We start from the raw sequence: 12,620 nt of genomic DNA on the forward strand, positions 1-12,620 counted from the left end.
GAAGCTGGTCACCGTCAACGTCAACGACGTCAATGAGAAGCCTTGGGTTAGCGGCTGGGTCGGGGGCGCGGCGTCAAAGTCGATTGCGGAGAATGCCGGTCCCGGGACCAATGTCGGGACGATCGCGTTTGGCGACCCGGACACGGCGGGCTCAAATAACGCGAAGCTCAAACTCACCCTGTCGGGGAGCGGGGCTGAAAAGTTTTCGATCAGCACCGAGGGCGTGATCTCTTACCAGAGATACGATATCGACTACGAGACTCAACCTCATGCCTACATTTTGACCGTCAAGGCGGAGGACCAAGACGGGGTCGCGAGCACGACCATGCTTTCGGCCAGTACGCAAGTTACGATCAATATCACTGATATAGTCGAGAATAACGCACCGCTACTGGATGCGTCCATGGACTACGTATCCGGGATGACATTCACCCAATATCACGTCGTTCTTTCGGCCTCGGATGCCGATGGCCCAGGCCCCATCAGTTGGTCGGTGATGAGTAGTTATGCGGAGGTCGGCTCTTTGCCTGCCGTCGGCGCCTGGTCCGGCTCTGGCAATACGCGCACATTTGATATCGGAATGAGCTACAATGAGGATGGCTCGACCATAAGAGAATCGATCGGCTACTTCACCGTAAGGGTGGAAGACGCCGCTCATGCCTATCGCGACTACACCTGCAGGGTGGGAGGCCTGACCTTCAACCTCATCGCCCCTATTGTCCTGGATCTGGACGGCGACGGCGTCAGCCTCGTGTCCCTCGCGCAAAGTACGGTGGGCTTCGACCAGGACGGCGACGGCGCGCGCGATCGCACCGGTTGGGTCGGGGCTGGCGACGGTTTGCTGGTCCTGGACCGCAATCACAACGGCCTGATCGACGACGGCTCGGAGATCCGCTTCTCGACCGATGAGGAGCACGCGGTTTCCGATCTGGAGGGCCTGCGCGCCTATGACAGCAACGCCAACGGCTTCTTCGACCAACAGGACGCGCGGTTCGACGAGTTCCAGATCTGGCAGGACGCCGATGGCGACGCCGTCAGCGAGGCTGGCGAACTCAAGTCGCTGGCCGAGTTGGGGATCACCGCAATCAATCTGGCGCTCACCCGCAACGCCGACGCGGATCTGAACAGCGCCGAGAATGTCGTCTACGGAACCACCCAGTTCGTCCGCGCCGACGGCACGGTCGGTGAGGTTGGCGACGTGATGTTCGCCTACCAGGGCGCGCCCGAGGTCACGCTGATCTCGTCAACGACGTCTTCGCCGAACCAGATCGCCCTGCTCCCCCCCGTGGTCATCGACCTGGACGGCGACGGCGTCGAACTGGTCGGTCGCGCCAATTCGACGGTGCGTTTCGACGTCGCGGGAACCGGCCAGGCCGTCCGCACCGGTTGGGTCGGAGCCGACGACGCCTTCCTGGCGCTGGACCGCAATGGCGACGGCAAGATCACCACGGGCGCCGAGATCTCCTTTGTCGGCGATCTGGAAGGCGCGGTGTCCGACCTTGAGGGTCTTCGTGCTTTCGACAGCAACGGAAACGGCTTCCTGGACGACGACGACGCCCGCTTCGCCCAATTCAAGATCTGGCAGGACAAGAACCAGGACGGCGTCAGCCAGGCCGATGAACTCCATGGCCTCGGCGAACTGGGGGTCCAGGCGCTGAACCTGACCCAGCGACTGACGGGGGCCAGCGCCGCGGTCACCGGCGACAACGTGCTCTACGCGACCTCCGACCTGGTCAAGACCGATGGAACGCGCCTCACCCTGGGCGACGTCATGTTGGCCTACGACGCCGCCCCATCGGCGCCCACGACTCCGGTCGATGAACTTTCCGGCGTCGATCGCACGGCCGCTTCGACCCGGAACCCTCCCGCCAGCCAGACCGGCGCGCAGGATGGCGACGGGACCTTCTCGCCACACAGCAGACCGGTGGCCGACGACCAGGCTCGGTTGGCCCTCCCGGACGAGGCGCGCGCCCTGGCGCCGCAGTCGCGTTCGGGGATCGACCTGGCGGGCATACTGGACGCCGCCCGCATGCCGTCCTCGCCGCTCGCCGCGGTTGACTATGGCGACCTGGCGGGTGACGGCTCGCGATCGGCTTTGGAAGCGAGCCTTGCCTTGGCGCAGCAAACCCGCTTGCAGATGGTCCAGGCGATGGCCGGCTTTTCGCGAGAAGGCGCCGCCGACTTTGGTCCCGACGCCTTGCGGCGTGGCCATGCCCAGTCCCTGGCGCTCCTGACGGCGCTGCCTGACATTCGAGTGCGATAGATGATGAGCGTTTCACCCGACACCAAGACCGCCGACGGCGCCCCGGGGAACGGCGGCGGTCCCAGGACCGTCGCCGAAGCCATCGGCCAGATCGTCTGGCTGCTCAGCCAATCCACAGTTCACCGCGAACTGAAGATCAAGGCGCTGGAGTGGTCGTTCATGCCCGCCGTGGTCAGCGAGCAGTTTCGGATCTTCCGGTTTGGACCGACGCCGGGCCTGAGCGACGCCGACCCGGCCTCGTTCGCCCAGTTTGGCCTGACCCGCGAGGGCCTCGAAACCCTGCCGCTGGGCGTGGCGATCTGGGCCAATCTCTCGGAGGCCGCCGAAGCCAGGCTCGAGGCCGGCGAACACCTCTCGGCCGAGGACTGGACGTCCGGCGACCGGACCTGGCTGGTCGAGCTGATCTCGCCGTTCGCGACGCCTGAGAACAGGCTGTCGCAGATCATGTTGCTGGATCTGGTCAACGGGCCGTTCAAGGGCAAGACCTTCCATCTGCATAGAACCGATCCGGGAACCGGCAAGCGGGAAAAGGTCACCTTGGGCGACGCGTAACGCGCCCGACTTGAGGAAGCCTGGGGGCTGGAAGGCTCTCGTTGCTAGCGCGCCTTCCACCCCTTGGCCCTGGCCTGGGCCTCGCCGGCCGCGTCGAGCGGTTGTCCCACGATCATGGCGTCCACCGCCGCCAGCACCGCCGCCGGGGTTTCCGCGCCCGCGGTGCGGTAGGCCGTCTTGGTCGTCGGGGCGGCCGAACTGACCACGCGCAGGCGCCAGGCCGAGGGCTCGCGGCAGGCCACGCCGGCGACCGGCGTCTGGCCCGAGGCCTGGAAGGTCCGGCAATAGAGGCCGGCCTGGTCCTTGAACGACAGGCCGATGCGAATGGGCCCAGCGCCCTGGCCGGAGCCCTGCCGATTGAGGGCCTGGGCCAGAGGGCCCGTGGCGATCGGCGGCGCGTCCTGGGCGCCGCTCAGCACCGGCAGGGGCGGGATCGCGACCCGGCCGACGAACAGGCCCGCCACCAGGCAGGCGGCCATGGCGATCCAGGGGGGGATGCTCCGACGGACGCCTGGGGGCCTGGCGACCTTGGGTTCGCGCGGCTTGGCCTTGGCCTTGTCCTTGGTTTTGTCCTTGGCGCCCGGAAAGGCGATCACCTCGGCGGGGCGCGTCGTGGGCTTGGGCGCCTCGCCGCCGGTCACCGCGGCGGTCAGCCGCTGGGGCGGCCGTTCCAGGGCGCCGGCATGGGCGCCCGACAGCAGGCGGCGCAGCGCGCGCTGGGTCTCGATCCGCAGGGTCAGCTGGGGGTCGTTCTCCATGGCCGCCGCGATGCGGGCCATGGCCTCGGGCGGCAGCTCGCCGTCGACAAACGCGAAGACCTCTTCGTCCGGGACGGTCATGGCAGGACTCCTTGGTCGGTCAACACAGTTTGCAGCGTGGCGCGTCCGCGCGCCAGACGGCTGGTCAACGTGCCCATCGGCACCTCCAGGCTATCGGCGGCCTCCTGATAGGATAGACCCTCGATGAGCACCAAGGCGACAGCGATGCGCTGGTCCTCGGGCAGGGCGTCCAGGGCCCGTTCCACCGCCGAGGCGCCCAGCCGGGCCTCCAGCGACGGCGCGCCGGGATCGGCCGCCAGCGCGCCGTGCTCGGGCGGGGCCAGCACGCCGCCCTGCCGCTTGCGGGTCCGCGTCTCGTCGATCCAGGCGTTGCGCATGATCCGAAACATCCAACTGTCCAACCGCGTGCCGGGACGCCACTGATCGCGGCGCGCCAGGGCGCGCTCGACGGTCAATTGCGTCAGGTCGTCGGCGTCGGCCGGCTCCCACGCCAGGACCCGCGCCATCCGGCGCAGGCGGGGCAGCAGGGTCAGCATCTCTGTCTGGAAGAAATCCAAGTTCGCCTTCGTCACCTGTGGAAGAAACGATCCGTCGCCGTCGTTTAGTCCCTGAACGGTGAACTTATTTCACGCCCGCCGCGATCGGGCCATGGTGAGCGCCCGTCGCGCGAAGGAGGCAGACCCCCGATGACGTTCCGTTGGCCCCGCCTCGGCCCCGCCGCCGCGATGCTGCCCGGCCTGCTGGTGCTGTTCCTGGCCGCGCCGGCCTTCGCCCAGCTGCTGCCGTCGCCAAGTTCGGTGTTGGGCGGCCTGCCCCTGCCCGATCCCCGGCGGGACCCCCTGGCGCGCGCCGTGGGCCAGGCGGCGGAGGAACTGGAGCAACTGACGCCGCGCGCCCTGGTCGCCGCGCGGCTCGATCGCCTGAGCGACTTGGTCCGGCGCAACCCGAAGGCGCTGGAGCTCGACGACCTGGGCCAGCCCGTGGTCCGCGCCGAGGTGCTGGCGATCTCGCCCAGCCCGCAGGCGCTGGAGACGGTCCGGGCGGCCGGGTTCTCGGTGGCGCGCCGGACCCGGTCCGACGACCTGGGGCTGGAACTGGTCACCCTGACGCCGCCGAAGGGAATGAGCGCCAAGGCGGCCGTGCGGCGGCTGCGCGAACTGGACCCGACCGGCGACTACGACTTCAACCATCTCTATGCGGACGCGGGCGCCGGCGCGTCCCCGGGGCCGGTCGCGGTCGCGGCCGCGTCGGGCGGCGAGGCGGCGCGCGTGGGACTGCTGGACGGCGGCGTCGATGCCGCCCAGCCAGCCTTCGCGGGGGTGAAGATCCAGTCGCGCGGCTTCGGTCCGGGCGGCGTCCGTCCCGGCGCCCACGGCACGGCGGTGGCTTCGGTGCTGGTGGCCGGCGGCGTGGGCCAGATCCTGGCCGCCGACGTCTATGGCCGGGGCCCGACGGGCGGTTCGGCCGAGGCGATCGTTTCGGCCCTGGCCTGGATGGCCCAGGCCAGGGTGGCGGTGGTCAATGTCAGCCTGGTGGGGCCGCCGAACGGTCCGCTGGGCGTGGCGGTCCGGGCGCTGGTGGCCCGGGGCTGCCTGATCGTCGCGGCGGTCGGCAATGACGGGCCGGCGGCTCCGGCCCTGTATCCGGCCTCCTATCCGGGGGTGATCGCCGTGACCGGGGTCGACCGTCGCCGACGACTGCTGCCCGAGGCCGGTCGCGCCGCCCATGTCGACTTCGCCGCCTACGGCGCCGAGGTGAAGGTCGCCGCGCCGGGCGGGCGGACGGCGATCGTGCGGGGCACCTCCTACGCCGCGCCGGTGGTGGCCGCGCGCCTGGCGCGGATGATCGACGTCGCCGATCCGCAGGAGGCGAAGCGGGCGGTCGCCCGGCTGGGCGAAGCGGCGATCGACCTGGGCGCGCCGGGGCCCGATCCGCTGTACGGGCGCGGCCTGGTGGAGGCGGCGGGAAAATAAATTCGCGCGGCCGGGAAGAAAGCCCTTTGGGGCGTCGTTGGACGGGTCAGGAGGCGGACGAAACGCCGCTCCCCCCGACACACAGACTTCGCACTCGATCTTCCAGGAGAGACACCATGCGCGAGACCTCATTCTTCATCACCGCCACCGCTGCCGCCCTGCTGCTGGCCGCGCCGATGGCCCAGGCCCAGATCCTCGGCGGTTCGGGCGGCGGCGGGCTGACCGGCGGCCTCGGCGGCGGCCTCGGCGGCGGCATGGGCGGCCTCACCGGCCAACTGGGCGGCACGATCGGCGGGGGCGGCGAGCTGCGCCCGGACACCGACGGCGTGACCTCGCGCGTTCGCGGCGCGACCGAGCGCACGCGCCAGCGGACCGGCGATACGGTCGAACGCACGCGGGACCGCACCCGGGGCGCGGTGAGCCGCACCCAGGGCGTCGCCCAAGGCGCGACGTCGAGCGTGTCGGGCGCCGGCAATGTCGCCGGCTCGGCCTCGGGCGCCGGTTCGGCCTCGGCCGGCGGCGCGAGCGGCGCCCTGACCGGCGACCTCGGCGGCGCCGGCCAGTTCAACGCCCCGGACACCAGCGGCGTGACCTCGCGCCTCGCCGATCGGAGCCGCGACGCGGTCGGCGCGACGCGTGACCGGGCCAGGGCGACCACGGCCCGGGGCGGGGCGGTGGCCCGCAACGCTATCGGCTCGGCCCGCGACACCGCCGGCTCGGCCAGCACCAACGGCGCGGGCGCGGCCAATGCGACCGGCGGCCTGTCCGGCGACGGCCTGAGCGGTTCGGCCGGTGGTTCGGGCTCCGGCGGCGCCTCCAGCGCGCGCGGCTCGACCGGCAACAGCGGTTCGCTGGGCCTCGGCGGCTCGGCCTCGCGCCAGGGCGCCAGGGCTCAGGCCTCGGGGACCGGCTCGGCCGACGCCAAGATCGGCAACTAGGCTCCAGCGTCCTTGACCGGAAAGGGCGGCGTCGCGAGACGCCGCCCTTTTTCATGCCCGTGTCGATCGGCGACCCGGCAAGCGGGGCTGCTTTGACGGCGCGTCGTGATAACGTCGTTCGCCGGGCGGGGGTCCGGATCTCGAGGGGAACCACCAGATGACGATCCGCAAGCCTATCGCCCTGCCGGCCATGGTCACCGCCGCCCTGGCCCTGTCGGCGTCCGCCGCCTGGGCCCAGCGACCGCTGCCCATCCGCATCATACCGGTCGCGCCCGCGCCCGCCGCCCAGCCCGCCACCAATCCGCAGCTTCAGATGCCGAAGGGGCCGATCACCAGCGCCGCCGACCCCTTGGAACTGCTCAAGCAGGTCAACATCCTGCGAGGCCAGGTCGCGGCGCTGCAGCAGCAGACGGCGGCCCTGCAGGGCCAGGCCGGAACCCAGGCCAAGATGATCGACAGCCTGAAGAACGGGCTGGCCACCGTTTCGCTGAAGGGCATCACCAACGCCAACGACCTGGTGGCCGTGACGGGCGGCCTGGCCAGCCTGCAGAGCGAGTTGGCGAACGTGAAAGGTGAATTGGGGAACGTGAAGAGCGAGGCGGTTAGCCTGAAGTCGAGTTTCGACAACCACAAGCACTATCAGAGGTTGGCCCACATCGTTAATGACCAGCAGAAGATTGATGACATCGTGACCTCGGTGCCCTCGATCTATTGCAAGCTGTCCAAATCCGGCTCGGGCGTGAACTGCAACGCGCCGCTATAGAGGTTCCGAAGCGTTGCAGCCCTCCTCGGAAAGGCGACCCTGCGGGGCCGCCTTTTTCCTGGCCGCCTGAGTCTGGCGCGTCGGCCATCGGCTGATCCCGTTCCATGTGGAGCCTGCCCGACGGCCGACTCCACGACCTCGCCGTCTTTCAATATTGACACATTGTTGCGAGTGATTATTAGGCGCATCTTTCGTTCGTCGAGGGATTCGCCTGTGTCTTTAGCCACCCGCCGCCTGCTGCTGGCCTGCGCGTTCGCGCCGATGCTCGCGCCCTTGCCCGCGTGGGCGGACGATACGGCCAATACGGTGTCGGAGCTCAGGGTGGCCGGCCGCAAGGGCGACTACAATCCAGGCCAGGCGACGACGGCGACCAAGATCGAAGCCCCGCTGCGCGACATCCCCCAGACCATCGACGTGGTCGGCCTGAAGGTCATGCAGGACCAGCGCGCGCTGTCGCTGCAGGATGTGCTGAAGAACGTGCCGGGCGTCGGCTTCTCCAGCGGCGACGGCCAGCGCGACCAGGTGTCGATCCGAGGCTTCACGGCGATCGCGGACCAGTTCATCGACGGGGTGCGCGACGACGCGCTCTATTTCCGCGACCTGTCGAACATCGAGCGGGTGGAGGTGGTCAAGGGGCCGGCCTCGGTGCTCTACGGTCGCGGCTCGTCCGGCGGGCTGATCAATCGCGTCACGCGCAAGCCCGGCGTGGACGTCGCCGCGGTCATGGCCAGCTACGGCGCCTGGGACGATGGACGGATCGAGTTCGACCTTGGCAAGGCGCTTCCCGGCGCGGCGCTGCGCGTGACCGGCGCCGTCGAACGGGCCGACAGCTATCGCGATCGCCAGTTCCTCAAGCGTGAAGCCGTGGCCCCGGCCGCCACGGTGGCGCTGGGCGACGACACCTCGCTGCTGATCCAGGCCGACTATCTGCGCGACAAGCGCGTCACCGACTTCGGCGTGCCGGCCTATCGCGGCCGGCCGGTGGATGTGGACGCCGGGACCTATTACGGGGCGGCCAACGCCCGCGACGTGGACACCAGCCAAAGCAAGGTGGCCTCGGGCACGGCGACCTTGTCCCACCAGTTCGGCGAGGGCCTGAAGTTCCGCAACGCCTTCCGCTACTACAACTACAGTCTGTCGCGCTTCAACACCCTGCCGGGCTCGGTGAACGAGGTGGCCCAGACCGTGACCCTCAACCGATCGAACGTCGAGCGCGACGAGCACGGCTGGTTCAACCAGGCCGAACTCACCCAGGACCTGGCCCTGGGCGCCACCGGCCACCAGTTGCTCTACGGCGTCGAGGTCAGCCGCCAGGTCAAGGACGCCCTGACCTATTCCCGCAACGGCGTGGCGACGGTGTCGCTGTTCAACCCCGTGTCGCCGATCCTGGCCCGTGCGGTTCCCGGCGCCCCGACCGTCGACAACCGCACGATCTTCAAGACCGTCGGCGTCTACGCGCAGGACCTGGTGTCGCTGGGCGAGCACTGGAAGGCCCTGGTTGGGGTTCGCTACGACCGCTTCGAGCAGGCGACCGACCAGCGCCTGCCGGGCCTGGCCGACCTGTCACGGACCGACAAGAGCTGGAGCCCGCGGCTGGGCCTGGTCTGGCAACCGAGCAAGACCCAGTCGTACTACGCCTCCTGGAGCCGCTCGTTCCAGCCGTCGGGCGAAACCTTCGCCCTGGCCGCCAGCAACGCCGACATCGCCCCGGAAGAAACGACCAACCACGAGGTCGGGGGGAAGTTCGACTTCCTGAACGGCCGCGCCAGCGCCACGGTCTCGGTCTTCCGGCTCGAGCGCACCGGCATCAAGGCCACGGATCCGGCGACCTTGAGGATCATCCCGATCGGCGTGCAGCGCACGGACGGGGTGGAGCTGACCGGGAACCTCGACCTTGCCAATGGCTGGCGGGCGATCGCCGGCTACGCCTATCTCGACGCCAAGGTCACCGAATCGATCGCCATCGACGCCGGCCGGCCGATCGCCGGCAAACGCGCGACCATCACGCCGGAGCACAGCGCCAACCTGTGGCTGACCAAGGATGTCGGCGGGCGGTACGGCTTTGGGGCCGGCGCCAACTACGTGGGCGACCGCTTCGCCAACCCCGGCAACACGGTCACCCTGCCGGCCTACGCCACGGTCGACGCCATGGCCTGGAAGCGGTTCGGACCGCTGGTCGCGCAACTCAATGTCAGCAACCTCTTCGACGAGGGCTATATCGTCTCCGGCCATGGCACGAGCCCCAACCTCAACCTGCCCGGCGCGCCCCGTTCAGCGATGGTGACGTTGCGCTACGCCCTGCCGTAGGGCCGGCGTCGCGCTCTAGACAAAAGGGCCCGGCGTTTCCGCCGGGCCCTTCCTGATCGTCGTCGATCGACCGTTCGCGTTCCTAGCTGTCCAGGAAGCTGCGCAGCTTGCGCGACCGGCTCGGGTGCTTGAGCTTGCGCAGCGCCTTGGCCTCGATCTGGCGGATGCGTTCGCGGGTGACCGAGAACTGCTGGCCGACCTCTTCCAGGGTGTGGTCGGTGTTCATGCCGATACCGAAGCGCATGCGCAGCACGCGCTCTTCACGCGGGGTCAGCGAGGCAAGCACGCGGGTGGTGGTTTCCCGCAGGTTGCTCTGGATGGCCGCGTCGATCGGCAGGATGGCGTTCTTGTCCTCGATGAAGTCGCCCAGGTGGCTGTCTTCCTCGTCGCCGATCGGCGTTTCGAGGCTGATGGGCTCCTTGGCGATCTTCAGGACCTTGCGGACCTTTTCCAGCGGCATGGCCAGCTTTTCGGCCAGCTCTTCCGGCGTCGGCTCGCGGCCGATCTCGTGCAGCATCTGGCGGCTGGTGCGGACGATCTTGTTGATCGTCTCGATCATGTGCACCGGGATGCGGATGGTCCGCGCCTGGTCGGCGATCGAGCGGGTGATCGCCTGACGGATCCACCAGGTGGCGTAGGTCGAGAACTTGTAGCCGCGGCGATATTCGAACTTATCGACGGCCTTCATCAGGCCGATATTGCCTTCCTGGATCAGGTCCAGGAACTGCAGGCCGCGGTTGGTGTACTTCTTGGCGATGGAGATCACGAGGCGCAGGTTGGCCTCGACCATTTCCTTCTTGGCCTGACGGGCCTCGCGCTCGCCCTTCTGCACGGTCTGGACGATGCGGCGGTAGTCGTCGATCGGCACGCCGGTCTCGGTGGCCAGGGCGGCGATTTCCTGGCGGATGTCGCCGACCGAATTGACGTCGTTCTCGACGAACTTGGTCCAGCGCACGCCCATGGCCTTGACCTGCTCGATCCAGTTCGGGTTCAGCTCCGAACCGAAATAGGCCTTGAGGAACTCGCTGCGGCTGATGCCGTAGCTGTCGGCCAGGCGCAGCAGGCGGCCTTCCAGGCCGATCAGGCGCTTGTTGATCGCGTACAGCTGCTCGACCAGCGCCTCGATGCGGGCGTTGTTCAGCTTCAGTGTCTTCAGGTGCTGGATGATGGTCTGCGACAGGCCCTCATAGGCCTTGCGGTCGGCGTCGCTGAGGTCGGCGCCCTTCAGGCGGCTGCCGACCAGCTTGTCCTGCAGCTTGCGGAAGGTCTCGAACTCGCTGGCGATCGCGTCGAGGATGGCCATCACGCCTTCGCGCAGCTCGCCTTCCATGGCGCTGACCGTCGGGCCGGCGCCGTCGTCGAAATCGTCCTCGTCGTCGCCTTCGCCCTCGGCCTTGGGGGCGTCGGGGTCGGCCTCGACCGGTTCGGCCTGCTCGGCCTCCTCGGCGGCGATGGCGGCGGCGACGCCGTTGATCGCGGTATAGGTGCCTTCCAGGTCGATCACTTCGCGCAGCAGGATGCGGCCGGTGCCCAGTTCCTCGCGCCAGACCATGATCGCTTCGAAGGTCAGGGCGCTTTCGCACAGGCCGCGGATCATGGTGTCGCGGCCGGCCTCGATGCGCTTGGCGATGGCGATCTCGCCCTCGCGCGACAGCAGCTCGACGCTGCCCATCTCGCGCAGGTACATGCGCACCGGATCGTCGGTGCGGTCATAGGCCGCGGGCTTGTCGCTGGTGATGACCTGCTGGTTGTCCTCGCGGGCGACGACTTCGCCGCCTTCCGAGGTCTCGGCGTCTTCTTCGGCCTCGACCACGTTGACGCCCATCTCGCTCAGCATGGCGAGGGTGTCTTCGATGGCTTCGGACGTCACTTCTTCCGACGGCAGGACCTTGTTCAGCTCGTCCATCGTGACGTAGCCGCGCGCCTTGGCCTGCTTGATGAACTTCTTTACGCCGGCATCGGTCAGGTCGAGCAGGGGGCCGTCGCCGCCACCGGTTTCGGGCGGTTCAGCTCCGTCAGTCGTCGTCGTGCTCATTCAGGTCTCCGAAACGACGCGGCGCCAGGATCGAGGCGCGCGCCGAGAAATGTGTACGTGAAAGGCCGCTTTACGCATCGCGCCCTGTCGTCCGTTCCAGTCATCCAGCGAACCGCTGAAAAAATTCTCAAGGGAAACGCGCGACACACGTCGAAGAGCCATGGGCTAACGCTCCGCGAGCTGGGCTCTGTGCGGAGGCGCGGGCTTCGAGCGCGGTCGGCGTCGCCTCTCGCGAGGTTTCCGCAGCCACTGGGACCTGACGGCGGCGAGGGTGACATCCTGTTTCAAGGAGGGCGCGCGCATCAAAATGGCGGCCCGAGCGATGTCAATCAGCAGCGTGGCAAATCCTTGAGTCGCCAGATGGCGTTGCATGACGCCGGAGTCAAGATGGGAACGCTCGCCAATTCCACTCATCCCGGCGAAGGTCGGGACCCCGGCGGCGCAGGCGGGATCGCCCCGGCCTGATCTTCAAGCTCGGCTTGGGCGGATATCCAGGGTTGGTTAAGCGCGCAATTTACGAGATCGCGGCCGTGGTCGCCGCCGCTTCCCAGAATTCCAGCCCGCTGATCTGCCGCTCCAGCACCCCGATCCGGGTGCGCAGGTCGCGCGTCGCCGTCAGGGTGCCGGCGGTCACCGGTTCGCGGCGCAGGGAGGCCAGGGCGCGTTCGCTGTCGCCGATCTCGACCAGGGCCTCGTAGCACGCCGACCACAGGGCCTTGGCGCGGTGGGGGTCCATCTTCGGGTCGAGGAACGGGGCGGTGATCGCGTGGGCCACGCGCTCGACCTCGGCGACCTGACCGCCCAGGCCCTTGCGGTCGAGGATGGCGCGGAACGGGGTGTCGTCGCTGATCTCGTCGGACAGGGCGTCGAACAGCTCGGCCGCCAGCGGGGCCAGGCGCGGGTCGCCGAAGCCGATCCGCTCGATGGCCTCGTCATAGGGCCGGGCCCAGGCCGGATGGTCCAGCGCGGCGATGGCCACGGCGGCGTGGAACGGCTTGAGACGGCCGCCG

9 protein-coding genes and 1 pseudogene are annotated in these 12,620 nt (G+C 68.8%); 6 read left to right on the forward strand and 4 right to left on the reverse strand.

Going from position 1 to position 12,620, the window contains the following annotated elements; genetic code table 11:
- Positions 1 to 2,263: cadherin repeat domain-containing protein (locus tag PMI01_RS01980; protein ID WP_007662316.1), on the forward strand; the 2,263-nt coding region annotated here is incomplete at its 5' end.
- On the forward strand, positions 2,264 to 2,815 hold the full coding sequence (locus tag PMI01_RS01985) for a toxin-activating lysine-acyltransferase (RefSeq protein WP_007662318.1): 552 nt from the start codon (positions 2,264 to 2,266) through the stop codon (positions 2,813 to 2,815).
- 44 nt (positions 2,816 to 2,859) lie between these two features.
- On the opposite strand, the gene PMI01_RS01990 is transcribed toward PMI01_RS01985, so the two are convergent.
- Complete coding sequence (locus PMI01_RS01990) at positions 2,860 to 3,654, reverse strand: anti-sigma factor family protein (RefSeq protein ID WP_007662328.1); 795 nt, start codon at positions 3,652 to 3,654, stop codon at positions 2,860 to 2,862.
- Positions 3,651 to 4,151, reverse strand: a complete 501-nt coding sequence (locus tag PMI01_RS01995) for a sigma-70 family RNA polymerase sigma factor (protein ID WP_007662330.1) — start codon at positions 4,149 to 4,151, stop codon at positions 3,651 to 3,653. Before PMI01_RS01995 ends, PMI01_RS01990 begins: the two co-directional genes overlap by 4 nt.
- 129 nt (positions 4,152 to 4,280) lie before the next feature.
- On the opposite strand from PMI01_RS01995, the gene PMI01_RS02000 reads away from it, so the two are divergent.
- From PMI01_RS02000 to PMI01_RS02015, 4 genes are all read left to right on the forward strand, one after another.
- The gene (locus PMI01_RS02000; protein WP_007662331.1) at positions 4,281 to 5,567 is read left to right on the forward strand and encodes a S8 family serine peptidase; all 1,287 of its coding nucleotides are present in this window, start codon (positions 4,281 to 4,283) and stop codon (positions 5,565 to 5,567) included.
- A gap of 116 nt (positions 5,568 to 5,683) precedes the next feature.
- Positions 5,684 to 6,505 (forward strand): hypothetical protein, encoded by an 822-nt coding sequence (locus PMI01_RS02005; protein WP_007662333.1) that lies wholly within the window; start codon positions 5,684 to 5,686, stop codon positions 6,503 to 6,505.
- A gap of 157 nt (positions 6,506 to 6,662) precedes the next feature.
- Positions 6,663 to 7,268 (forward strand): hypothetical protein, encoded by a 606-nt coding sequence (locus PMI01_RS02010; RefSeq protein WP_007662335.1) that lies wholly within the window; start codon positions 6,663 to 6,665, stop codon positions 7,266 to 7,268.
- A 213-nt stretch (positions 7,269 to 7,481) separates the two neighbouring features.
- Entirely contained in the window at positions 7,482 to 9,575 is a 2,094-nt protein-coding gene (locus PMI01_RS02015) for a TonB-dependent receptor (protein WP_007662337.1), read from the forward strand.
- An 82-nt stretch (positions 9,576 to 9,657) separates the two neighbouring features.
- On the opposite strand, the gene rpoD is transcribed toward PMI01_RS02015, so the two are convergent.
- Together rpoD and PMI01_RS02025 are read right to left on the reverse strand one after the other, a co-directional pair.
- Complete coding sequence (rpoD, locus tag PMI01_RS02020; protein ID WP_007662339.1) at positions 9,658 to 11,610, reverse strand: RNA polymerase sigma factor RpoD; 1,953 nt, start codon at positions 11,608 to 11,610, stop codon at positions 9,658 to 9,660.
- A gap of 514 nt (positions 11,611 to 12,124) precedes the next feature.
- Positions 12,125 to 12,620, reverse strand: a pseudogene (locus PMI01_RS02025) (DNA primase); the annotation flags it as partial.

This window comes from Caulobacter sp. AP07 (assembly GCF_000281955.1).
GTDB lineage: Bacteria > Pseudomonadota > Alphaproteobacteria > Caulobacterales > Caulobacteraceae > Caulobacter.

Excerpts from the sequence above, each read along its gene's own strand:
- rpoD (WP_007662339.1), bottom strand. The coding sequence starts at position 11,610 with ATGAGCACGACGACGACTGACGGAGCTGAACCGCCCGAAACCGGTGGC.
- PMI01_RS02005 (WP_007662333.1), top strand. The coding sequence starts at position 5,684 with ATGCGCGAGACCTCATTCTTCATCACCGCCACCGCTGCCGCCCTGCTG.
- PMI01_RS02010 (WP_007662335.1), top strand. The coding sequence starts at position 6,663 with ATGACGATCCGCAAGCCTATCGCCCTGCCGGCCATGGTCACCGCCGCC.
- PMI01_RS01985 (WP_007662318.1), top strand. The coding sequence starts at position 2,264 with ATGATGAGCGTTTCACCCGACACCAAGACCGCCGACGGCGCCCCGGGG.
- PMI01_RS01990 (WP_007662328.1), bottom strand. The coding sequence starts at position 3,654 with ATGACCGTCCCGGACGAAGAGGTCTTCGCGTTTGTCGACGGCGAGCTG.
- PMI01_RS02000 (WP_007662331.1), top strand. The coding sequence starts at position 4,281 with ATGACGTTCCGTTGGCCCCGCCTCGGCCCCGCCGCCGCGATGCTGCCC.